This window comes from Halomarina pelagica, assembly GCF_024228315.1.
Lineage (GTDB): Archaea > Halobacteriota > Halobacteria > Halobacteriales > Haloarculaceae > Halomarina > Halomarina pelagica.
Genome location: NZ_CP100455.1, coordinates 438,236 through 461,401, shown reverse-complemented (window position 1 = coordinate 461,401; position 23,166 = coordinate 438,236). Strand labels below are relative to the sequence as shown.

The following is a 23,166-nucleotide window of genomic DNA, read 5'->3' as shown; positions in this document are numbered from 1 at the left end:
CGCCACCGGCGTCCACAGGACGAACGTACTATCGTTCGTATAGTTATGTCTCCGTGATACGAATATCGTCTCACTACCAGTATTTAGCGACGCGGATCGGACGAGTCACCACGAGGCCGAGAACGTAGTCTGTTCGGAACTGTTGTATCGCGCAACCGTCAGTGGAACAGTCACTGATGTTTCACGAGAGACGGACTAACAATACTCCATCACTTCGAAGGGCCGACGTGATGACACTCTTCGACCTCACCGGGTTCCAGCGGGACCTGCTGTACGTGATCGCGGGGTTGGATCGACCGTCCGGTCAGCAGATCAAACAGGAACTGGAGGCGGCGACCGGCCGCGAGATCACGCACGGACGGCTCTATCCCAACCTCGACACGCTCGTCAACCGATCGTACGTCGACAAGGGGGAGATCGACCGCCGAACGAACTACTACGAACTCTCCGGGGAGGGACACGAGGCCCTGACCGCCCGACAGGACTGGGAGGACAACTACCTCCCCTTCGAGAGTTCGGCGTCCTCGGCCGCCTGAGACGCGCGGCTGACCGAGAGGACGCGTTCGACGATCGTGGCAAGGTGGCGGGATCGCTCGTCCGCGATACAGCCGGAAAATCGTCGGTCGCCGCGGGAGCGCACCAGGTCCCCACCTGTGGCCCGTCGACCGGAAGCCGTGCGCCCCAAATCGGTCCTCGACGGGCACCCTTGTAGTTAGTAGTTATCAACAGAAAGGTAAGTAACGATCATAATTCCGTAAGGGTGGCATAATTAATTGTGGCCGGTCCGGTCGGCGGACCCTTCGGCGTACCGCCCGAGGATCGAAGACAGCGGGAGCACGCACAGAGAGCGGCGACTCTCGGATACTCACCCGACTCGTCGATCCGTACGTTCCCCTCACGTACTCGTCCCCCGGGCCGTCCCTCCACCTCGGATCGCGTCCAACGCGTTAATTCCAAATATAACTCTTCGAAAGTATACGGGTAGTCGGGTTCTACTTTTGTTAATCGATGCTGTACGTATCATCGGGTCCCGGACGGATCGAACGATCCGTCCGCGGATTCCGCTCGGCGTTCCCCACGATGCCGGGTATCATCCCCACCTGTGTCCGTTTTTTCGGGGCGCTCGACGACGAGCGACGCTTCCCCCGCGAGCGTGCCTCCCAGTCACGTCCAGCGACCCATCGACGACGCGTCGACGGCCGAGAGTACCGGCGATCTCTCACCGCCCACCGTCGAGTTAACCACTGCATATGCCGCGACGTAGACGGCGGACCGTCGGCTGCACCACCCGGCGCTCACACGAGTTCGACGGCCGCCGCTACGTCGAGTGCGGCGGCGAGCGCGTGATCGACGGATCGCGACGCGGCGGTTCGACTTCGATCGACCGTCGAGGGACGGAGCGAGGTATTATGAGTCAGTTATACTAATCAGTGTAAACGTTCAGTTCACCCCGCGACGCGTCTCCCTCGCCCTACCGTCACCCATCGATACGCAGTTACCCGCCCGGACGGCGTCCGGTGATCGAACCACCCGCGTGAAAACCCGGTAGCGCACGCCAGCCGGGACACTATTACGCCGGCGGTCCTACCGACTGACATGACCGGCGAAGAGGTGACCGAGCTACTCCGGAAAGCGTACACGGACGAACTCGAGACGGTGATGAACTACCTGACGAACTCCATCGTGCTCGACGGGGTCCGCGCGGAGGAGATCAAGGACTCCCTGCAAGCGGACATCCAGGAGGAACTCTCGCACGCGCAGATGATCGGCGAGCGGTTGAAGCAACTCGACGAGCGCCTGCCCGGATCGGAGAGCTTCGAAGCCCGCCAGCACAGCCTCCAGCCCCCGGAGGACACGACGAACGTCATCGGCGTGATCGAGGGCGTCCTCGACGCCGAGGAGGACGCCATCGAGACGTACCGGTCGCTCGTCTCGGCCGCCCGCGAGGACGACGATCCGGTGACCGAGGACCTGGCCGTCACGATCCTCACCGACGAGGAGGCCCACCGCACCGAGTTCAGGGGCTACCGGAAGGAGTACATCTCCGAGGAGTAACGGCGACCGTCGCCCCGCCGACCGCCCGGAGGAGCGTCGGCTCCGCGTTCGACGCCCCCGTCACCTTCGGTGCCGTCCGATGAGGAGTTCGTCGTCCGCGGTCGTGGATTCTCGCCACTTTTTTATCTCTCAATAATTCTGGAATATACCCGGAACGGTGCGCTCGATATGGCACCCGCTCCGGGGGAGTCCCTGGTCGTCGATCCGGTCGACCGCTCGAGGGCGGGCGGTTCCTCGTCCCCTCGTTCCGCGCCGGTTCGGCAGGACGGCGACCGCTCGCCCGGACAGTTCTCGAAGTAGTACGTTATTTATACAATAGATATAAATCTGAATTATAGATGACGGACGATCCTCGAAGTGCGACACGTCGTGCGTTCCTGGCGTCGGGCGCGATCGCGATCGGAGCGGGGTGCAGCGCGCCATCCGCTACGGAATCGCCGCCGTCGGGGGCCCCCGTGCGGCGACGGAACGAGACGGCGACGCCGCGGAGACGCAACGGGGAGCGGGACGACGCGAAGCCGCTTCCGGAGCCGGGTCCCGGCCCCCGCGGCGTCAGCCCGGAGTACCTCGGGCGGTTCGTCGCCGGCGGTCGACTCGTCGACGACATGCGCGACCTCTCGCGCTGGTCCGGGGAGGAGGTCGCCGCCGACGATCGGATCTACTTCGACGGGCCGCGGTCGCTACGCTACGAGGCCCGGGGTCGCGTCGCCCTGACCGGCGACTACAGTGACGACCCGATCGACCTCTCGGACGCGACGCTCTCGTTCGCGGCGTACTTCCACGAACCGGACGACGTCGAGCCGACGCTCTACGTGACCGCGCTCGCGCCGGACCGCGACAACTGGATCCGGTTCGAACATCCGTATCTCGGGCTGAAGAACGCCGGGTGGCAGCGGTTCGACGTCGCGCCGACGCGGACGAAGGGATCGCCGGATCTCTCGGACGTCCGGGCGCTGGTCCTCTCGATGAACCCCGGCGACCGCCTCGTGCGCTTCTGGCTCGACGACGTCCGCGCGCACCCCCGGCCCGATCGCGGGAAGCTGATCTTCCGGTTCGACGACACCCACGAGCACCACTACACGGAGTACTTCCCCGTACTCCGGGAGTACGGCTATCCGGCCATCGAGGCGGTCGTCCTGAACCACGTCGGCCGGCCGTCGCGGCTCTCGGGGCTCCAGCTCCGCGAGCTGTCGAACGCCGGGTGGGATCTCTGCTACCACACGACGGCCCACCAGAACGTGACCGAACTCTCCGCCGACGAACTGGCGGCCGACGTCGCCGAGATGGACATGTTCTTCCGGAAGATCGCCGGCGAGCGAGCCGACGTCATGGTCTACCCGTACGGTGCCTACGACGGGCGGTCGATGGACGCGCTCGCCGAGCACTTCGACCTCGCCTTCGGCGGCGGCGCGCCGACGAACTACGCGCTTACCAACCCGATGTGCGTCGGGTCGAAGGGCGTCGACGGCGACCTCGCCGGCGCGAAGGAACTGGTCGACCTCGCCGCCGAGTATCGATCGCTCTCGGTGCCCCTCTTTCACCACTTCGACCCGGCGGCGTTCGAGGAACTGGTCGAGCACGTCCGCCGGCGGGAGCGGGCCGGCGAGATCGACGTGCTCACCGCGACCGACCTCCGGGAGTACCTCGGGTCGCTCGATCGGTGGGGGCGCGCTCGTGACTCGTGAGTAAGCGCGGTATAACCGCCGCGACGACGACGGTTAGCGTCGGCGTACGAGCCCGCCGAGGGGGATCGCTCCCGGTCGGCGTCGGGACCGATCGACGAGCCACCGAGCGCGAACGCCGCGTCGTCCGTTCGCTCTCCCGAGCGTTCCCGGGTACGTGACGGTGGGCGACCCTCCACTGTCACGTTAACCGGAGACTAGTACCGCGGTGGAGATCCGTCGGCGGGGGCGATTCTCGCGTTCTCGTCGGTACGACATTCGTTACATAGAGAACGAGTAATATTCATCGAGTTGTCTAATTCGAGAACCGCTGTATTAGTGGTTAACAGGACGTTCAGACGCTTATTTCGCTCCGTAACTAACACACGTTCCCTCGTGTGTTTGTCCGTTCCATGACTGAGAAGCGGACGAACCAGAGCGACACCGACGACGGCGACGCGACGCGGACCGACGGCGGGGGCGGCTTCGAGGCCACCCGTCGATCGTTCCTGGCGGGTGGCGGCGCGCTCGCGTCGGGGATGGCCCTCGGCGGCGGCGCGTTCGGCGTCCTCGACGGCGACGAGAGACACGTCCCCGACGAACCGAAGAAGGACGGAAAGGTCCGGAAGTTCACGGTCCACGCCATCGAGGTAGACATTCCGTACAACCAGTTCGGCCTCCACCAGCCCCGAGGCGTCATGTACGTCCTCGACGAGGACCTGGAGGCCGCGCGCAAGGCGTCGGGGACGTTCCCGAACGACGCGTTCGAGGCGGTCGACGGCGACGAACAACGCCTCGACTTCTACTCGGGCTCCGACGCCAAGGAGCAGTGCGAGGACACCGCCCACATCGACATCGACGGCCACAAACACCACCAGCACCCGAAGGGAGCCGACCACGACCACCACCACCCCGACGGGACCGATCAGCACCACCGCCACCGAAAGGACGGCGGGCACGACCACGAGCGGGGCAGCCACCACCACGGCGGCGACGACCACCCCGCCGGCGATCCGCACGACGACGGGATCGACACGTCGGTGCTTCGCCCGCTCGTCATCCGCGCCAACGAGGGCGACATCGTCGAGATCGAGTTCATCAATCACCTCGATCGACGGGCGTCGATGCATCAAGTCGGGTTGCCCTACGACGTGAAGGAGTCAGACGGCGCGAACGTCGGGTACAATCCGGACACGACGGTCGCGCCGGGCGAGTCGATCACCTACCGCTGGTTCGCCGCCCACCAGGGCGGCCACTTCTTCTACGACCTCGCGAATCCGGCGTACGACAGCGCCGAACAGCCCCCCGAGGAGGTCAACCTCCTGTCGAAGAGCCTGTTCGGGACGATGATGGTCGAGCCCGCGGGCGCGACCTGGACCGACCCGTTCACCGGCGGGGAACTCAGAAGCGGCGTCCAGGCCGACATCCACGACCCCGAGATGCTGGGGACGAGCTACCGCGAGATCGTCGTCCACTACCACACACCCGAGGGGCTGAAGCCGGATCTCACCTATCCGAACTCCGACGAACCGCAGAACGTCCACGCGATCAACTACCGTGCCGACCCGACGGCACAGCGGGCCGATCCCGACCGCGCCGAGGAACTCGGCGTCGAACCCGACGCCCTGGAGGAGTTCTTCTACAACTCGTGGCTGAACGGCGATCCGGGCGGCGGGGACAACACCTACCCCGTCTACAAGGGCGACCCGATCAAGTTCGTCGCGGTCGGGGCCTCTATCGAGGAGAATCACGTCCACCACCTCCACGCCCACCGCTGGAAGACGATCCCGAACCGGTCCGACTCGGACACGATCGACTCCCAGACGGTCGGGCTGGGCGCGTCGTTCCCCGTCTACTTCGTCGTGGCCCACGGCGAGGCGCAGGGATCGGAAGCCTCCGGTCCCAGCGAGACGGTGCGACCGGAGATGACGTTCGAGGAGGCGTTCGAGATCGGTGCCGGCGGCGCACACGGCACCGCCGGCGACGTCCTCTTCCACTGCCACCTGTTCCCCCACTACGGCGAGGGGATGTGGGGGAGTCTGCGTATCTTCGACAAGGAGCAGTGCGGCCTTCAGCCGTTGCCGAACACGACCATCGCGGACGACCCGGTGCCCGACGAGGTGCCGTTCCCGCGGGGTATCCTGCCCGAAGACTCGCCGATCCCCGGCTTTCCGGACTTCATCCCGAACGAGGTCGGCAGTCCGCCGCCGGAATCGCCCGGGGCGACCGGGCCGAACCCGCCGGAAACGGGTCGCCAGCCCACGCCCGAGGAGGAGGAGGCACTGGGCGAGATCGTCCCCGGCGCGCCGTACGTCGACCCGTGCGATCCCTGGCTCGACAACACGGAGTTCGGCGGCCCGCCCGCCGGCAAGGACGCGCCCGTCAAGGAGTACACGATCGTCGCGTTGCCGGCGGACATCGTCTACAACGACAACGGCGACCACGATCCCGACGGGATCGTCTACGCGCTCGAGGAGGACGCCGAAGCCATTCGAAACGGCGAGATGAACCCCGAGCCGCTGTTCATCCGCGCGAACGTCGGCGACTGCGTCGAACTCACCCTCAAGAACGAGACCGAGCGCGCGATGTCGATCCACCCCCACTTCGTGAGTTACGACCTGCTGGGGTCGGACTCGCTCGCCAACGGCTACAACTACGAGCAGTACACGGAACCCGGCGAGCAGCGGGCCTACCGATGGTACGCGGACGAGGAGGGGCCGATCTACTTCCACGACCACATCTTCGGCATCGACGACGTGATGCACGGCGAGTTCTGCGCGCTCATCGTCGAGCCCCAGGGCTCTGAGTACCTCGATCCGTACTCGGGTGAGCCCATCCGAAGCGGTTCGCAGGCGATCATCAAGACGCCGGAGGGCAAGAACGACTTCCGGGAGTTCGCGCTCCACCTCCACGACTTCGCCCAGCTCGTGAAGCGCAACGGCGAGTTCGTCAACCCCGACGTCCAGCACAACGAGAACGCGGGGACGATGGCGATCAACTACCGGAACGCGCCGCTCTACCAGCGCAACGATCCGGACGCGGCGTACGCCTACAGCTCCGCGGTCCACGGCGACCCGCCGACGCCGCTGCTCGAAGCCTACTCGAACGACCCGATCCGCATCCGGGTGATCCAGGGTGCGTGGGAGGAACAGCACAACTTCCTGCTCCACGGGCGTCCCTTCGAGAGCGAAGGATTGGACATCCAGGACGCGGTCTCGGAGCACATCGGGACGTCTGAGCAGTTCACGTTCCTGATCGATCCGGACGAGGAGAGCGGACAGGACTTCGAACGGATGGACAACCCGTTCGGCCTGCCCGTCCGGGACCACCTCTACGGGACGGGCATCATCGACGACCGCTGGACGGGGATGTGGGGGATCCACCGCGTCTTCGACGCCGAGACCCCCCACCTCGCACCGCTCCCCGATCGGGGCCCGCCGAAGGGGAAGAAGATCACGAAGAGGGACCTCGAGCGGATGGGCCACTTCGCGCCCTTCCTCGGCCTCGAGCGCCTCGAGCGCCTCGGCCGGGACGCGCTCCTGCTGTACGACGAGGACGACAACCGCTGTTTCCCGCCGGACAAGGACGCCCGCCAGAACAGGAACGTCGGCGAGGTGCCGCCGCAAGCGCCCGACCCAGGCGATCCCTGCCCGGACGACGCGCCGGTACGACAGATAGACGTCACGGCGTTCCGGACGGAGATCGAGTTCAACGAGTACGGCGATCACGACCCGTTCGGGATCGTCTACGCGCTCGACGAACACGTCGAGGACGTCAAGTGCGGCGATCGACCCGCCGAGCCCCTCGCGATCCGGGCGAACCGCGGCGACTGCGTCGAGATCAACCTCACGAACGGGCTACCCGGGGACGTCGAGGACGTCGAGGACGTCGAGGACGAACTGCGGGACCTCCTCGACGACCTGCTCGGGGACGTCGACGTACGACACGACGAACTCCGAAAGAAACTCGAGGCGGCGATCGAGGACGGGCTGACCCGCTCGGAGGTCGGGCGGATCGTCGAGGAGTTCCTCGACGACCTCGACGACGACCTCGTCGAGCGGATCAAGGCGCTGGTTCGCGACCTCCTCGAGCGACTACGGGATCCGGACGACGGCGTCGAGGACCACGCGCACCCGAAGATGCGCGTCTCCCAGCCGTGGGACGCCTCCGATCGGATCTCGCTCCACCCGACGCGGATCACCTACGACGTGACCGCCTCAGACGGCGCGACCGTCGGATTCAACTTCGATCAGACGGTCGCGCCCGGCGAGACCATCACCTATCGGTGGTACGCAGAGGAGGTGCCCAGCAACGTGGCGCTCTGGGACGAGGCGGACGTCCGGAGCCACCGCCACCACGGCGCGTTCGGTACCCTCATCGTCGAACCGAGGAACGCGACGTGGCTCGATCCGAACACCGCGGAACCCCTGCTCGCCGGTAGCGAGGCGATGATCGCGACCCCCAACGGGACCGACACGCGGGAGTTCACCCTCTCGTTCAGCGACGGGCGGTACATCGTCAACGAGAACGACCCGGACGACTGTGTGGTACCGGTGAACCTGGACGATCCCGAGCAGGATCCGAACGCGCCGTGCAACCAGATCGGTGACCCCGAGGATCAGGGGTACGTCGCGATCAACAACCGCGCGGAGCCGTTCATCCGGCGCTTCCAGACCGGCCCGGACGACCAGCACCTCGTCTTCGACTCGGAGACGCACGGCGATCCCGCGACGCCGATCCCGGAGGCGCTGCTCGGCGATCCGATCAAGTTCCTGGTCCAGAAGAGTTCCGACAAGTCCCGCGGGATGACGTTCCACCTCGCGAGCCACCAGTGGCGGCGGTTCCGCGGAATACCCGAGTCGCCCATCATCGGGGCGGACGACCGCTTCGAGGTCGGAAAGGCGGAGGACCTCGACCTGGTCAGCGACGCGGGCGGCCTCGCGGAGAGCACCGGGGACTTCCTCTACGCCGAACTCAAGGAGCGCCGCCGCCTCGAGGCCGGCTTCTGGGGCATCTTCCGCGTGCGGGAGGACCCCGGCGACTTCGAGACCCCGATGCAACCGCTACCGGCGATGGCGAAGAAGATGGGGCTGACGCCGGACGAACGCCCCGGCTGGAACGTCCTCCGAACCGACCTGACCGGCTCGGGACGCGAGGATCTCGTCGTCGGCGTGCCCCGTAGCGACCTCGCGGGGGTGGACGCGGGGGCGGTCTACGTCTTCGAGAACGGTGCCGATCGGAACGTCACGGACCTCTCGACGGCCGACGGCGTCTTCGTCGGCGAGCCGGGCGAGCGCGCCGGCATCTCCCTCGCTACCGACGAGTCGTCCGAGGGCGAGGGTGCGCTGGCGGCTCTCGTCGTGGAGACGGAGGGCGATACGACCTACACGGTGCCCGCCGGGGGGGAACTGCGCGAGGCGCTGGCCGACGTGCCGTGGGGGCGACTCGCCACCACGCTCACCGGCGCGACCAACACCTCCATCGACGTGGTCGCCGGACTCCGAGACGTGAGCGCGTAGCCTACCCGCTCGCGCGGCGCGGACGAGCGCACCCGACGCCGGCGTTCCGCCGGACGGTCCGCTCGCTCGCCGGGGTCGGTGGCCGTCGACGCGGGCCGAGGATCACCCGTCCGACCGATCCAGTTCGTTCGCGTCGAGGTCGCCGCGGAGGTACCGGTCGCCGAGCGGCGTGAGTTCGCACGGCCCGTAGCCGTCGAACGCGATCAACCCGTGGGCCGCGAGGCGTTCGCACCGCCGCTCGACGTCCGTCCGTCGATAGACGGTGCCGGTGCCGCGGGCCGCCATCCCGTCGCGGAGCGCCCGCGGCGTCGCCGGACCGTCGGCCCGCAACAGTTCGAGGATGCGGTCGTCGGCCTTCCCCATCCACTCGGCGTGCCTCCGCATCCCGTCCGCGGACGCGTCGCGCAGGTCGCGTGCGGCCATCCCGGTCACACCCGATTCGCTCGCCGCGTCGCTTCCGGTCGCGAGCGCTCGCGACTCCCCTCGATCGTCGCGACGTGTCCGTCACAGAGGCGGGGCGTCGACTCGCGCCCCTCCATCGCGACCCGACAGACCGTATCGCCCCCGCGATCCTCCGTGTAGGGCAGCCAGAGCGGCAGGGCGTAGAACCCGTCCCGGTCGCAGAGCGCGCACCCCTCGACCCGCCCCCAGTCGCCACGGGCGAGGCTCCTCCCGAAGTCGCGCCGCTCACACCGGACGCAGAACCCGCCGACGACCTCGTCGGTCACGACGTCCAGCACGGCCCGGTTGAACCCCGCGTCCCGCCCGCACGCGATGCACCTCGCCGCACGCCACCGCTCGTCCCGAGATTCGCTTCCCTCCATGACAATCGTGAAACGATGAATTTACCGTAACACGATAGCTCTTACCATTCGTCGTCCGGAAGTCAACGGATTCGGCCCGCCGAGAAGTGTCGATTCGCCGTCACGGACGGCGGCGACGGTCGCGTCGTGATCGGTCCGGGAGTCCGCGCGTCGAGGAGGATGCGACGACGTCAGTCTGTGAGTTCTCGCTCGGCGAGCGTCTCGAAGTCTCGCCATCCGCACTCCGCGCACTCGCGGCGCTCCTCTCCAGTCGCCTCGATCAGCACGACGACGCGTGGTTCCGAACAGTCCGGGCAGATGTGCCGCTTACGTCCCATGTCTACGCGGTGGGACTGGCCCGATCGGGATAAGTGCGGTGGCCGGAGGCGATCGACCGCGGCGTCGAGCGCACCACTATCGCGACGTTGAAGGTCCCCCCGTCACATCTCGTGGCAGAATGCCCACGGATCGCGACGAGACGCTGGCGGCGATGGAGGTGCTCACGGCGTACCTCGAGGACCGGGACGAGGTCGCCTACGCCGAGGTCGGCGGCGTCGTTCAGTACAAGACGGACGCGGTGGTCACCCGTGAGGGGACGCGCAACGCCACCGCGTTCACGGAGACCGGGGTGTGGTGTCGCGTGTTCGCGAACGGCGCCGCCGACTACCGGTACACCACGGCGCTCGACGAGGAGAGCCTGCGCGACGAGGCCGACCGGGCGATCCGGTCCGCGGCGCAACTCGCGCAGACGCGGCCCGCCCGCGTCGACACGGAGACGCTCCACCGCGCGGTGCACGGCGGGTGGGGGACGACCCCGCGACTGACCGACCTCGAACCGGAGGCGAAGGTCGACCGACTCCGGTCCGCGCTCGACGCCTCGCGCGTCGACGGGGTCGACCGCGTCCGCGTCACCTACGCGGACGCGAGCGTCGATCACGCGATCACGACGACGACCGGGAGCGCCGTTCGGACGACGTTCGAGCGCGCGTCGACCGACCTCGTGGTCGACGCGCCGGCGTGTCCGACCGTCCGTCGCTTCGCGGGAACCCTGCGCGGGACGGCGATCTTCGACGAGTTCGAGTCGCTCGCGGCCGAGGCGTTCGCCCGTGTAGACGACCTCCGCGACCGATCGGCGGACGCGCTCGCGGAGGAGCGCGAGGCCGACGTCGTCCTGAGCCCGCGGGCGACCGCCCAGCTCGTCCACCACCTCTCGCACGCGCTCGAGGCCGACGCCGGCTACCTCGGCCTGCCGAACCACGCGGTCGGGGACGAGGTCGCCGGGGGCGGCCTCGCCGTCGAGGACGCGATCCGCGCCGGCTCGTGGGGCGCGATGGCGTACGACGCCGAGGCCCGACCGACCGAGCCGGTCGCGCTCGTCAGGGACGGCGCGGTCGCGTCGCTGCTACACGACACCGAAAGCGCGGCGGATCACGACGCGTTCCCGGCCGGGACGGCGGTCCCGAGCCTCGGGTTCGACGCGCCGCCGCGGATCCACGCCCGACACCTCGACGTCGAGGCGGGGACGGCCTCGGAGACCGACCTGCTCGCGGGCGCGACGGCGTACGTCGAGCGGTTCGACCCGCCGCGCTACCGCGACGACCTCGAAGCGCGCAAGCGAAGCGGGTGGATGCCGCCGAGCGTCCTCTACGCACGGGACCTGCGGGAGACGGCGGCGGAATCGGACCGGCCCGACCGGGGGCGCGTCGACTGGCCGATCGCGGAGGGCTATCGCGTCGAGGGCGGCGAGCGGACGAGTCGTCTCGACGGCGCGCACCTCGCGTCGGATCCGGCGACGCTCCGCGGGATCTCGATGCTCGGAAGCGTCCGCGAGACGACGACCGGCGTCTGTGACAAACACCGCTCGCGGCTTCCCTACGCGGTCACGGCACCCGCCGTTCGGCTGACGGCGGTGCTCGCGCCGGACGACGGGTAGCGGGTCAGTCGTCGGCCGACGCGTCGGCGTTCCCCGCCCGACCGCCCTCGCCGGCGGGGGTGTCGGACCCCGCCGGATCGGCCACGGCCTCGCCCTCGTAGCGGTGGCACGCCACCTCGCGCGCGTCGGCGACGTCGGCCTTCGTCTCGAGCGGCGGCACGGCCGTCGCGCAGGGGCTCCGCTCCTCGAACGCGCCGGTCAGGCGTTCCTCCGCGTCGTCCCACCGGTCGGCCGCCAGGAGCGAGATCGCCTCCTCGACGACGCGCCCGGCGTCCCCGGCGGGACCCCCCTCCGGGAAGCACCGCGCCGAGATCTCCGGTTCCGGGAGGAGCTCCCCGTCGGCGGACAGGTGATCGACGTCCCGCCGCTGGACGACGCGCATGAACCGCCGGACGCGCTCCCACTCCTCGGCCCCGAGGTCGTACTCCTCGGGGGCGATGAGCATCGGACACCGCGTCCGGAACCGACAGCCCGAGGGGATCTCGATGACGTCGCCGACCTCGCCCTCGAGTTCGACCCGCTCGCGGCCGGCGTCGGGATCGGGGACCGGAACCGCGTCCACCAGCGCCCGGGTGTAGGGGTGCTTCGGGTCCTCGATGATCCGATCGGTCGGGCCGATCTCCACGATCTTCCCCATGTACATGATCGCGATGCGATCGCACATGTGACGCAGCAGCGAGAGGTCGTGGCTGATGTAGACGACCGAGAGGTCGAACTCGTCGGTCATCCGCTCGAGCAGCGAGAGCACGCCCGCCCGGAGGCTCACGTCGAGCATCGAGACGGGTTCGTCGGCGACGATGAAGTCCGGATCGAGCACGAGCGCGCGGGCGATGGCGACGCGCTGGCGCTGGCCGCCGGACAGCTCGTGTGGGTACTGATCGAAGTACGCGTCCGCGGGTTTGAGTTCCGCGAACTCGAGCGCCCGCCGCACCCGGGCGGTCTGTGCGGGGAGGTCGTGGACGCGCAGCGGTTCGGCGACGATGTCGTACACCGTCATGCGCGGGTTCAGGCTCTCGAAGGGGTCCTGGAAGATCATCTGCGCGTTCCGCCTGAACGCGGCGAGCGCCTCGTCGTCCGCCTCGCCGAGGCGCGTGCCGCGGTAGGCGATGTCCCCGTCGGTCGGCTCGTGGAGCTTCACCAGCGACATGCCGGTGGTCGTCTTCCCGCAGCCGGACTCGCCGGCCAGTCCGAGCGTCTCACCGCGGTTGAGTTCGAACGAGACGCCGTCGACGGCGTGGACGACGCGCGCCTCCTCGCCGGTGACCGACCGCGCGAGGCTCGCGAGCCACCCCTCGCTCACCGAGAAGTGCTTCTTCAGGTTCTCGACGCGGACGATGGGCTCGTCGTCGCTCACGTCAGTCACCCCCCGCGGCCTCGGTCGCCGCCTCGGTCCCCTCCCACGTCTCCGGCCGGTCGGCGACGGGGCGGAACTCCGCGTCGATCTCCTCCGCGTAGTGGCAGTACGTCCGAAGCTCGCCCATCCGGTGGGCCGACGGCGCTTCGCTCCGGCACCGATCGGTGGCGAGCGGGCAGCGCGCGGCGAACCGACAGCCCGAGGGGGGATCGACGAGTTCCGGCGGGTAGCCGGCGATGCTCATCAGGTCCTGCTCGCGCTTCCTGATGTTCGGGAACGCCCGCTTGAGCCCGATCGTATAGGGGTGGTAGGGGGAGCCGAAGATCTCCTCGACGGGGCCCTCCTCGGCGATCTTCCCGGCGTACATCACGATGACGCGGTCGCACGTCTCGGCGACGACGCTCACGTCGTGGGTGATGACCAGCATCGAGGAGTTGATGCGGTCCTGGATCTCGCCGATGCGCTTCAAGATCTGGTCCTGCATGATGACGTCGAGGGCGGTCGTCGGCTCGTCCGCGAGGACCAGCGCGGGGTCGAGCGCGAGCGCCATGGCGATCATCGCCCGCTGGCGCATCCCGCCGGAGAACTGGTGGGGGTAGTCGTCGGCCCGGTCGGGGTCGAGCCCGACGAGTTCGAACATCTCGGTGACGATCCGCGTCGACTCGACCCGGCCCGTCCCCGGCCGGTGGGCCTCGATGGCCTCCACGATCTGCTCGCGGATGGTGTAGACCGGGTCGAGCGAGTTCATCGCGGACTGGGCGATCATCGAGATCTCCTCCCACTGGTACCGGCGTCGCTGCCGGCGGGAGAGTTCCGTGAGGTCCTCGCCCTTGAACCGGATCGAGCCCCCGTTGACGTAGCCGGCGTCGGGCAGGATGCCGATGATCGCCTTCGCGAGCGTCGTCTTCCCGCAGCCGGACTCGCCGACGATCCCGAGGTTCTCGCCCTCCTCGAGCGAGAAGCTCACGCCGTCGACCGCCTGCGCGGGACCGTCCTCGGTCTCGTAGTAGACTTCGAGGTCGTCGACGTCGAGTAGCGTACCTGTCATCTTGCGGTAGCGAGGAAATCCCGCCGTTTTCGGCGGGGAGGAATCGCGTTCGTGACGGCCACCCCTCGCCCTACAGTGGCCCCTCGGTGTCCAACGCTTTCGCGCCCTGTATGACGAGTCCTCGCCACGTCAGGCCGTGTGCGTCTTTCACTTCGCTCAGTCGTTCGTACTCTTCGTCGCTCACTTCGATGTTCAAGTTCGGCATCTCTACCAGAACTTAGTTTTTCGATAGTCTTAACTTGCATAGATTCGTTGATACTGTTGTGACAGTCACCGCCACGAAAACGCTCGAAGCCACGCTCGCGCCACCAACGGCGCACAAAGAGCACCGGCTTCAGCGGACCGTGGCGACGTACCGCCGTGCGCTCTCCGAAGCGTTCGAGAGCGGCGCGAACACGCAGACGGCGGTCAACGACGTCGTCACGCCGTACACGCTCACGTCCTACGCGAAGGACGCGCTCAAAAACTACGTCCCGCAACTCCGCCGGACGTACAACGCCTCCGAATTGGACGACGACCACCCCGTTCGCTTCACGAACCGAGGGTGGCGTCTCGACCACTCCGAGGAGCGCACGCACGAGTTCTGCTGGCGCGTCCCGCAGGCCGGACGTGGCAACGCCTTCTGGATTCCGCTCCGTATCAACCCCGCTCAGCGGGAGTTGTGGAGCGACCTGCTCGACGGCGACGTGTCGGTCGGAGAGTTCCGACTCCAAGAGTACCGCACGAGCTGGGTGCTTCACGTCACCGTCGAGTACGAGGTTGCAGAACCAGCGGAACCGGACGACCCGACGCCGGTCGGCTTCGATATCGGTGAATCGAAACTCCTGACGGGCTGTGCCCTGAAGGACGGTACTCCAACCCAACCGTACATTTACGACGGTGGACGGGCGCGACACCTCCGCAAAGAGATGTTCACGACCCTCCAGCGGCTTCAACGGCGAGACGCCGAGTGGCGAATTGACGAACGGTTCACGCACTACCAGAACGCCCTCACGGACATTGTCGAGAAGGCATCCCGTGAGGCCGTCGAATATGCTCGACAGTTCGAGAACCCCGTTATTGTGCTTGAAGACCTGTCGTACATCCGCGAGCGCCTTGACTACGGCAAGTGGATGAACCGCCGGCTTCACGCCTGGGCGTTCGCCCGGCTCACCGGACGCATCGAGGACAAAGCCCTCGACGCGGGGATTCCGGTGCGGTTCGTGAACCCGGCGTACACGTCCCAGACGTGTCACGCCTGCAACCGGCTCGGTCGGCGGAGCACACAGGCGGCGTTCGTCTGTCCACACGACGACTGTTGGGTGACGGAGTACCAAGCGGACATCAACGCGGCGGCGAAGGTCGCCAGTCGCCTCAACCCGTGGGGAGAGAGCCTGCCTTGGAAACCGGCAGACGATGACTCGCCTCGGGACGGGAGTGCTCGTGACAGCACCACAGGACACCGCGAGTCGAGTCGGAAATCCCGACAGATGACGCTCGGGGACTTCAGTTCTGAAACCTCCGACGACGAGGCTTCCCTTGTAGGAAGCCCCGCCTTTTAGGGCAGGTGAGGATGTCACTGAAGTTTAGGGTTGGTGATCTCCTCGTAGCCGCGGCCGATGAGGAAGCCGCTGATGACCACGAGCGCGATGCAGATGCCGGGCGGGACGAACCACCACCACTGGCCGAACGTCAGCGCGTTGTACGAGCGGGCGCTCTGGAGCATCGTCCCCCAGGACACCGTGTTGGGGTCGCCGAGACCGAGGAAGGAGACGCCCGCCTCGGTGATGATCGCCCACGCGATCGCGAAGGAGCCGTAGAGAAACGACATCGGGAGGACGTTCGGCGCGAGGTGTCGGGTGAGGATGTACCAGTCGCTCGCGCCCGCCACCTGGGCGGCCTTCACGAACGGCCGTTCGCGCAGCGAGAGCGCCTGCGACCGGATCACGCGCGCGGTCGCGCGCCACTGGAGGATGACGACCGCGGCGATGATGTTGAACAGGCTCGGGCCGAGGACCGCGACCAGGATGATCACGGTCGGCAGGAGCGGGAGGCCGTAGAGGAAGTCGACGAACCGCATCAGCGCGTCGTCGACGTAGCCGCCGTAGTAGCCGGCGATCAGCCCGACCATCGTCCCGATCCCGGCGGTGAAGACGGCCGCGAGCAGGCCGACGAGCAGCGCCGAGCGGGAGCCGGCGACCAGCTGGCTGAAGATGTCGTACCCCTGCTGGGTCGTGCCGAGCAGGTAGTCCGGATGCCCGCCCAGGAAGGCGGGTTCGAGCGACTTCGCGATGGTCAGACCGTCGGTGTACTGCCGTTCGAGCGGCGGGTAGGGGGCCAACGAGAACGGCTGGACGATCACGCCCCCCACGCCCGGGAGGGGGACGGGCACGACGATCGGCCGGGCGAAGATCGCCACGAGGATGAAGAACGCGAGCGTCAGCATCGACAGCTTGACCGACAGCTCGTCGGTCAGCAGCGACCAGTGTTCCGCGAGCGTCTCCCGCCAGAGCCGAAGCGTGCGTTGCCACTTGTCGATCTCGTCGGCGTCGGCCTCGTCCAGGTCGGCGAAGATCGAACTCCGCTGGGGGGCCGAGGCGTCGGTTGAGTGTTCAGAACTCATGGTCAGTCGTAGGTCACCCGCGGGTCGAGGTAGCCGTAGGCCAGATCCGCGAGGAAGTTCATGATGATGATCGTCGCCGCGAGGACCATGAACGTCCCCTGTGCCACCGGGTAGTCGCGCCGGAGCACGGCGTTGATCATCTCACGGCCGATGCCGGGCCAGCCGAACACCGTCTCGATGAGGACGCTCCCCGCGACCGCGTAGCCGAGGGCGATCGCCGCCGCGGTGACGATGGGGAGGAGGGCGTTGCGCGCCGCGTGGTTGAACATGACCTTCCGCTCGCTCAGCCCCTTGGCGCGACACACGTCGATGAAGTCCTCGCGGAGGACCTCGAGCATGCTGCTGCGCATGATGAGCAGCGGGTAGCCCATGTAGTAGTACGCGAGGACGAGCGCCGGTGCCGCCAGGTGCCTGAGGAAGTCGATCGAGAGGACCATCCCCCAGAAGCTCGTGTTCTCGTGGCCGAGGCTCGTCATGCCGCTCATGGGGATGAGGCCCATCTCCGCGCCGAAGATCCAGAGCACGAGCAACCCGACCCAGAACGCCGGAACGCTCCGCGCGAGGAGGGCGACGATCACCGTGCTCCGCTCGAACCGCGAACCGCGGTACCAACCGGCGAGCACGCCCAGGAGGATGCCGAGGACGTACGCGATGACGAACGCCGTGAGCATCAACACGAGCGTGTTGGGGAGGTACGTCGCGAGCACCGCCGAGACGGGCTGATTCGAGTGGAACGACTGACCGAAGTTGAGCGTCAGGGCGTTCCCCATGTACTTCACGTACTGGACGTAGAGCGGTTCGTTGAGGCCGTAGCTCGCGATGATCTGTCGTCTCGCCTCCGCGGTCATCTGCCCGGAGATGATGTACGACGTCGGATCGCCGGGCATCAACCGGAAGAGCAGGAACAGGACGCTCCCGACGGCCCAGAAGGTGACGGCCAGCTGCAGCACCCGTCTGACGAAGAATTGTGCTTTTCCCATGTGTGTGGTGTGTTAGTCGTCTGCCGTCGCCGGTCGCGCGATCACAGGTAGCCGGCGTCCTTCAGCTTCTTTTTCGCGGCTTCGAGGCTCTCCTCGTACGTCTTCACGTCGTCGGTGTGGAGGTCGCCGAACGCCTTCGACACGACGTTGGAGCCGACGTCGGGGTAGCCAAAGAGGATCTGCTCGACGATCTGCGTCCGCGGGATGCAGTTGACCGCCGCCTGTCGCACGGCGGTCTTCCCGAGCCCCTCCTTGCGGTTGTTGGCCGTGAAGTGCCAGAACGAGGTGCTCTGTGCCTTCGCGACGCCGATCTGGTCGAGCTTCTCGTTCTGCTTCAACTGCCGGCTGATGCCGCCGAACGGGATGTAGTTGAGGTCCCCGCCCTTCAGCAGTTCCCACTGCGTGGAGGTCTCGGGGATGATCCGCCAGAACCGCCTGTCGAAGTCGACGCCGACGAAGTGGTCGGGGTTCTTCTTCAGCCCCAGTTCGCTCCCCTTGTCCCAGTAGTCGAACACGAGCGGGCCGCTCCCGACGGGGTTAGAGATCGTCGCCTTCGCCGGGTTCGAGCGCGACTCCCACTTGTGCTTGGGGATGATCGGGATCTGGCTCCCGAGGATGGTGTTCACCGGGCCGAGGTTCTGTGCCAGCGTGAGCTGCACCGTCTTCTCGCCGGTGACCTCCGCGCCCTCGATGTACTGGTTCTGGAGCGTGTAGAGCGGGATCTCGTTGTCCTTGATGTAGTTGAACGAGAACGCCACGTCCTCCGCGGTGAGCGGCTCGCCGTCGTGCCACGTCGACTCGCGGACGGTGTACTCCATCGTGGTCTCGTCGACCCGCTTCCAGTCGGTCGCGAGCCCCAACTCGGGGTCCGGCTTCATGTTCTCGTCGAACTGGATGAGCCGGTCGTAGATGACGTTGAACTGGTAGTTGTGCTTGTTCTCGTCGTTGTGCCCGAGGACGTTCATCGTCGAGAGCGACTCGGGCCAGGTTCCGCGAAGCTCGTTGTTCTCGTTGTTCACCTTCAGGTTCACCATCGTGTAGTAGGAGTTGAACCCCGCGATGTGGTGTTTCCAGTTGGTGACCTGGTCCTTGTTGTGCGCCATGATGTCCGGCATCTGCGCGATGGGCATCGTGGGCACGTCCTCCATCAGCGTCTTCTGGATATCGTGGATGAGCCCCGTCCGCTTCGCGGTGTCTGCGGTCCGCAACTGGGCTTCGAGCTTCGGATCGAGGTCCTCGTTCGTGTATCCGGAGTAGTTCCCCTCGCCCTCGCCGGTGTTCCGGGAGTGGAAGTACTCGGGGAGGAGGATCCCCGGGTCGATGGTGAAGAACGTCCACCACGTCGCGAACCCGTAGTCGTGCTGCTGGGTGACCGTGCTGTACAGCGACCCCCACTCCATCACCTTCACGTCGACGTCGAACCCCGCCTTGTTCATCGTGTCGGCGATGAGGTTGATCGCGTCGTGGCGCTCCGGCGAGTAGCTCTGGGGGTTGTTGATGTACGTGTACTTCGGGAGGCTGCTCTTCCCGTCGCCGCCCGAACCGTTGCCCTTCGGTTCGGTCGTGCTGCAGCCGGCCAGCGCCGTCAGTCCGACCAGCCCGCTCGCTCCCCCGACCCGGGCGAGGAACTCGCGACGGCTTCGGGGGGTGGTGTTAGATTGAGTCATACGCACCAACCTCAGATCCGGTGCATATGAATATTTCGTTAGCTGGACCGCCACGTCCGTCGGAATCACAGTACTGTAAATACGTCATGTACCGGCTACGTCACGTCCCGGCACGGAGTCGACGACCCACGGTCCGCCGCCGCACGTGTCACCGTCCCGTTCGCCGCTCAGGTCACCGTCTCGTTCGCCGCCCTGGACGCGTCACCGCCGCTCCCGTCGCGCCGCCTGCCCGATCTCGGCGACCTTCTGTCGGTACTCCCAGAGGCCGGCGACCGCGAGGAGGGCCGCGAGCCCGACCGCCGCGACTGGGCGTCCCGTCGCGAGGAGGTATCCTCCGGCGAGCACGGCCGCGACGAGCGACGCGCCCAGCGCGAGGCGGGCGCGTCGCCGGAGTCGGGCGACGTCGACCATCCGGCGGTCAGGCCTCCCAGGGCCAGTCGGCCTGCTCCTCCGCCCAGGGCCAGGTGCCGGTCCGTCGCAGTCCCTCCTCGAACCCCTGCTCGACGGCCGTCTCGCGGACCGCCTCGGAGGGGACGTGCTCGAACTCCCGGTCGGCCGAGGCCAGTTCCTTCACGCCGCTGGCACAGAGGATCGCGAGGTCCCGCAGGTCGCGGACGTCGAGTTTGTCGAGCGTGTCGCCGTGGGTGTGGCCCCACCCCCGGCTGTTGTCGGACGAGAGGGATCGCCCCTGCGCGCCGGGGACGCCCCGCTGGACGAACGGCCAGTGGTCGCTGTGGGGTCGGAGCCGCTCGCCGATCGAGATCGGTACCCCGTACTCGTCGCTCACCTCCTCGAAGACCTCCCCGATCCCGTCGAACCCGTGGGGGTGCACGTCGAGGCTCCGCGAGTAGCCCGCGCCGTCGACGTTGAGGACGCACTTCACCGTCGAGAGGTCGCGGGTGTGCGTCCAGTAGTACGACCCGTACAGCCCCGTCTCCTCCGCGCCGAAGGTGACGAACCGGACGCGCGTGTCGAGGTCGTCCTCGACGGCCCGGAGGAGCCGCGCGACCTCGACGACGAGCGCGCAGCCGAAGCCGTTGTCGTTCGCGCCGGTTCCCACGTCGTGCGCGTCGACGTGGGCGGTGAACAGCACCTCGCGGTCGGTATCGGGGCCGACCACCGCCTCGACGTTCCGCGTCGTCGCCGGTTCGTTGCGGCAGTCCACGGTGAGGACCGCCCGCTCGGGGCCGTCGGCGCAGTACCGGACGAGTCGCTTCCCGAGTTCGCGGCTGATGCCCACCGCCGGGATCGCGGCCGGGCCGTTCCGCTCGCCGACGTCGCCGGTCGGCGGGAGATTCCCCTCCAGGTGGTTGTAGAACAGGAAGCCGCTCGCCCCCGCCTCGACGGCGTACCCGTACTTCTCACAGCGGTGGACCCAGCGGTCGTGGCTCTCGGGCGTGAGGCTCGAGGCCATCACGATCTTCCCCTCGAGGTCGACGCCCTCGAAGTCCGCCGCGAGTCCGTAGCCCACGTCGACGATCTCGCCGGCGACCTCGCCCGCGGGGGTGCCCGGGAGGGCGACGATCTCGTGGGACCGGCCGAATCGCTGCTCGCGCTCCGGCAGTTCGAGGGAGCTGCGGCCGCGCCACCACCCGGGGATGGGGAACTCCGTCACCGTCACGTCGCGGAGGCCGTCCTCGCGGAACTGCCGTTCGATCCGCTCTGCGGCCCGTCGCTCACCCTCCTGTCCGGGCATCCGGTTGTTCAGGTCGACGAGGTCTTCGAGGAGCGTCCAGCCGGCCGTGCTCACGTACCCGGCACCGATAACGTCGTGGGGGAGTCGAGTCACGGCTGACACTGACTGTCACCGTAGATGGTCTTTTTGGTTGGCGATCCGTGAGACGGGACGGGGGCGAGGACGCGATCGGCGGGGCCACGAGTGGCGGGGACGCGTCGACGGACGCGACCGACGGACGCGATCGGCGGTCGAGGACGTGACCGGATGGCCGCGGAACCGACCCGCGAACCGGTCGGGTTTCGAGGGAGTGTCAGACGCCCGCCGGACGGACGCCTGACGGACGCTTATGGGGGAGCGCGGCGCGGTGGTCCTATGGTCACTCATCGAGGTCGGATCGTCGCGGGAAAGGTGAACGGGGGTGTGCCCCGTCGGGCGACGCGGACATGAACGAGCGACCGATCGAGATCGACATCCTCGTCGCGGACGGGACGACCGAGACGCCGTCGGTTCAGTCGGGCACGCGCGTCGACGTCTCGGTGAACGGCGACATGTACCCGACCGCAAAGCTCGAGGACGGGCGCTACGTGGCGTGGTGGTTCGACACGGAGGCACCGGATCCCGAGTCGGACGTGAACTCAGAGTGGGTGGCCGCCCCCACCCGGTACCTGGCGGCGGCCACGGTCGGCGAACTGTGGAACGACCCCGCGGCGTTCTACTCGCTCGTCGAGTCGGCCTGAGGGGCCGCGGCTCGGCGGGGGATCCAGCGGGGAGAGGTTCGACGGGGCGGGCGGTCGTCTACACCGTCATGACGGGCCGTTCGGCGTGCTGCACGACCCGGTTCGCGACGCTCCCGATCTTCGTCCGGTGCGACCGGCCCTGATACCCCATGACGATGAGGTCCGCGCCGATCGCGTCCGCGTAGCCGACGATTTCGCTGTCGGGGGTCCCGTGACAGCACCGCGTCGTGGCTTCGACGCCGCGGTTGTCGGCCCGTGCGGCCACCCCCTCCACCAGGTCGTGGCCCTCGTCCTCGAGTTCGTCGATGACGATCTCGGCGCTGCTCAGGGCGGGTTCCCCGTAGCGATCGACGTCCACGACGAAGATCACGTGCAGGCTCGCGCCGTCCCGCTCGGCGAGGTGCAACGCGTGTTCGACCGCTCGGTTCGCTCCGTCGCTACCGTCCGTCGGGACGAGGATCGTCTCGTACATCGCTCTTCACCGCGTACTAGGACGGCGTGGGGAGGGAATAGGTCGTCGGGAAACGTCGGGTTTGGGTACTTTCGCGGTAGGATATGGTGAACGGCACTGTCCAGTTCTGCATCTCCCCAATCGTGTCTTTCCGTTGGAAGCTTAGTGCGGTCTCTGACGGTTGTAGTAATGCATGAACTGCTGAAGCCATTCGCAGGCACTCGACCGACTGCCACCCACGAGTTATTGAAGCGGTCAACACCCATTTTGGGCGTGTGAAACCACTTTTCGATGAGGTTTCGCTCGGTATAGTTGATCCGGCCACTCATCCTACTTGAGCAATGGCAGTCCGGTATCTGAATAGATCGATGAGAAACTCAGCCTCGGAGAGATCATATTTCTCCGTGAGTCGATGGAGAAACACAGCCGCCGGATCAGTACCGTGACGCCCAAACAACACGACATCGAGGATCTACTTCGTCTCGGTATCTCGCTGTGTAGAATCACTAGACGGCGTCGGGGCGAGTCGCTAAATCAAAGGAGTTGAAGCTTCCGTGAGTTAGCAGATTGTTGGTCGGAGAGAGCTAGCGCTGTGAAAGCGTAGCGAGCAAGGGTGATGCTGACGTATCACTCGACTATGTTCCCAGTTGAAGTCTTTTGCTCAGTGACGAGCACCGC

18 protein-coding genes and 1 pseudogene are annotated in these 23,166 nt (G+C 67.2%); 7 read left to right on the top strand and 12 right to left on the bottom strand.

Annotated features, from left to right (window positions below; translation table 11 throughout):
• Positions 1 to 230 precede the first annotated feature (230 nt).
• The 4 genes from NKI68_RS20720 to NKI68_RS20705 all read left to right on the top strand — a co-directional run bounded on the left by NKI68_RS20720 (position 231) and on the right by NKI68_RS20705 (position 9,235).
• Positions 231 to 536: a PadR family transcriptional regulator gene (locus NKI68_RS20720; protein WP_254546645.1), complete on the top strand. Its 306-nt coding sequence runs from the start codon at positions 231 to 233 to the stop codon at positions 534 to 536.
• 1,060 nt (positions 537 to 1,596) lie between these two features.
• On the top strand, positions 1,597 to 2,055 hold the full coding sequence (locus NKI68_RS20715) for a ferritin-like domain-containing protein (protein WP_254546644.1): 459 nt from the start codon (positions 1,597 to 1,599) through the stop codon (positions 2,053 to 2,055).
• Positions 2,056 to 2,510: 455 nt separating this feature from the next.
• Positions 2,511 to 3,740 carry a polysaccharide deacetylase family protein gene (locus tag NKI68_RS20710; RefSeq protein WP_254546643.1) on the top strand — a complete coding sequence of 410 codons (1,230 nt, stop codon included), beginning with the start codon at positions 2,511 to 2,513 and terminating at the stop codon, positions 3,738 to 3,740.
• 389 nt (positions 3,741 to 4,129) lie between these two features.
• Entirely contained in the window at positions 4,130 to 9,235 is a 5,106-nt protein-coding gene (locus NKI68_RS20705; protein WP_254546642.1) for a multicopper oxidase domain-containing protein, read from the top strand.
• 102 nt (positions 9,236 to 9,337) lie between these two features.
• On the opposite strand, the gene NKI68_RS20700 is transcribed toward NKI68_RS20705, so the two are convergent.
• From NKI68_RS20700 to NKI68_RS20690, 3 genes are all read right to left on the bottom strand, one after another.
• Complete coding sequence (locus NKI68_RS20700; RefSeq protein WP_254546641.1) at positions 9,338 to 9,658, bottom strand: winged helix-turn-helix domain-containing protein; 321 nt, start codon at positions 9,656 to 9,658, stop codon at positions 9,338 to 9,340.
• 5 nt (positions 9,659 to 9,663) lie between these two features.
• A complete protein-coding gene (locus NKI68_RS20695) occupies positions 9,664 to 10,059 on the bottom strand; it encodes a hypothetical protein (RefSeq protein ID WP_254546640.1) in 396 nt (131 codons plus the stop codon).
• A 170-nt stretch (positions 10,060 to 10,229) separates the two neighbouring features.
• The gene (locus tag NKI68_RS20690) at positions 10,230 to 10,376 is read right to left on the bottom strand and encodes a YheV family putative metal-binding protein (protein ID WP_254546639.1); all 147 of its coding nucleotides are present in this window, start codon (positions 10,374 to 10,376) and stop codon (positions 10,230 to 10,232) included.
• Positions 10,377 to 10,495: 119 nt separating this feature from the next.
• Between NKI68_RS20690 and NKI68_RS20685 the strand changes: the two genes are divergently transcribed.
• Positions 10,496 to 11,971, top strand: coding sequence for a metallopeptidase TldD-related protein (locus tag NKI68_RS20685; protein WP_254546638.1), 1,476 nt, complete (start codon positions 10,496 to 10,498; stop codon positions 11,969 to 11,971).
• A gap of 4 nt (positions 11,972 to 11,975) precedes the next feature.
• Here NKI68_RS20685 and NKI68_RS20680 read toward each other — a convergent pair whose 3' ends face one another.
• Both NKI68_RS20680 and NKI68_RS20675 read right to left on the bottom strand, forming a co-directional pair.
• On the bottom strand, positions 11,976 to 13,325 hold the full coding sequence (locus NKI68_RS20680) for an ABC transporter ATP-binding protein (protein WP_254546637.1): 1,350 nt from the start codon (positions 13,323 to 13,325) through the stop codon (positions 11,976 to 11,978).
• Position 13,326: 1 nt separating this feature from the next.
• Positions 13,327 to 14,373 carry an ABC transporter ATP-binding protein gene (locus NKI68_RS20675; protein WP_254546636.1) on the bottom strand — a complete coding sequence of 349 codons (1,047 nt, stop codon included), beginning with the start codon at positions 14,371 to 14,373 and terminating at the stop codon, positions 13,327 to 13,329.
• A gap of 263 nt (positions 14,374 to 14,636) precedes the next feature.
• Between NKI68_RS20675 and NKI68_RS20670 the strand changes: the two genes are divergently transcribed.
• Positions 14,637 to 15,914, top strand: a complete 1,278-nt coding sequence (locus NKI68_RS20670) for an RNA-guided endonuclease TnpB family protein (RefSeq protein WP_254546635.1) — start codon at positions 14,637 to 14,639, stop codon at positions 15,912 to 15,914.
• A gap of 14 nt (positions 15,915 to 15,928) precedes the next feature.
• Here the strand turns inward: NKI68_RS20670 and NKI68_RS20665 are convergent, their stop codons facing one another.
• The 5 genes from NKI68_RS20665 to NKI68_RS20645 form a co-directional block, all read right to left on the bottom strand.
• A complete protein-coding gene (locus NKI68_RS20665) occupies positions 15,929 to 16,975 on the bottom strand; it encodes an ABC transporter permease (RefSeq protein WP_254546634.1) in 1,047 nt (348 codons plus the stop codon).
• Positions 16,976 to 16,977: 2 nt separating this feature from the next.
• Positions 16,978 to 17,955 (bottom strand): ABC transporter permease, encoded by a 978-nt coding sequence (locus NKI68_RS20660; protein ID WP_254546633.1) that lies wholly within the window; start codon positions 17,953 to 17,955, stop codon positions 16,978 to 16,980.
• 41 nt (positions 17,956 to 17,996) lie between these two features.
• Positions 17,997 to 19,622, bottom strand: coding sequence for an ABC transporter substrate-binding protein (locus NKI68_RS20655; protein WP_254546632.1), 1,626 nt, complete (start codon positions 19,620 to 19,622; stop codon positions 17,997 to 17,999).
• Positions 19,623 to 19,823: 201 nt separating this feature from the next.
• Positions 19,824 to 20,033: a hypothetical protein gene (locus NKI68_RS20650; protein WP_254546631.1), complete on the bottom strand. Its 210-nt coding sequence runs from the start codon at positions 20,031 to 20,033 to the stop codon at positions 19,824 to 19,826.
• 7 nt (positions 20,034 to 20,040) lie between these two features.
• Positions 20,041 to 21,411 (bottom strand): M28 family peptidase, encoded by a 1,371-nt coding sequence (locus NKI68_RS20645; protein ID WP_254546630.1) that lies wholly within the window; start codon positions 21,409 to 21,411, stop codon positions 20,041 to 20,043.
• Between the two features lie 332 nt (positions 21,412 to 21,743).
• On the opposite strand from NKI68_RS20645, the gene NKI68_RS20640 reads away from it, so the two are divergent.
• Positions 21,744 to 22,037, top strand: a complete 294-nt coding sequence (locus NKI68_RS20640) for a hypothetical protein (protein WP_254546629.1) — start codon at positions 21,744 to 21,746, stop codon at positions 22,035 to 22,037.
• 58 nt (positions 22,038 to 22,095) lie between these two features.
• Here the strand turns inward: NKI68_RS20640 and NKI68_RS20635 are convergent, their stop codons facing one another.
• Positions 22,096 to 22,509 (bottom strand): universal stress protein, encoded by a 414-nt coding sequence (locus NKI68_RS20635; RefSeq protein WP_254546628.1) that lies wholly within the window; start codon positions 22,507 to 22,509, stop codon positions 22,096 to 22,098.
• Positions 22,510 to 22,650: 141 nt separating this feature from the next.
• Positions 22,651 to 22,960, bottom strand: a pseudogene (locus tag NKI68_RS20630) (transposase domain-containing protein); the annotation flags it as partial.
• Between the last annotated feature and the right edge of the window lie 206 nt (positions 22,961 to 23,166).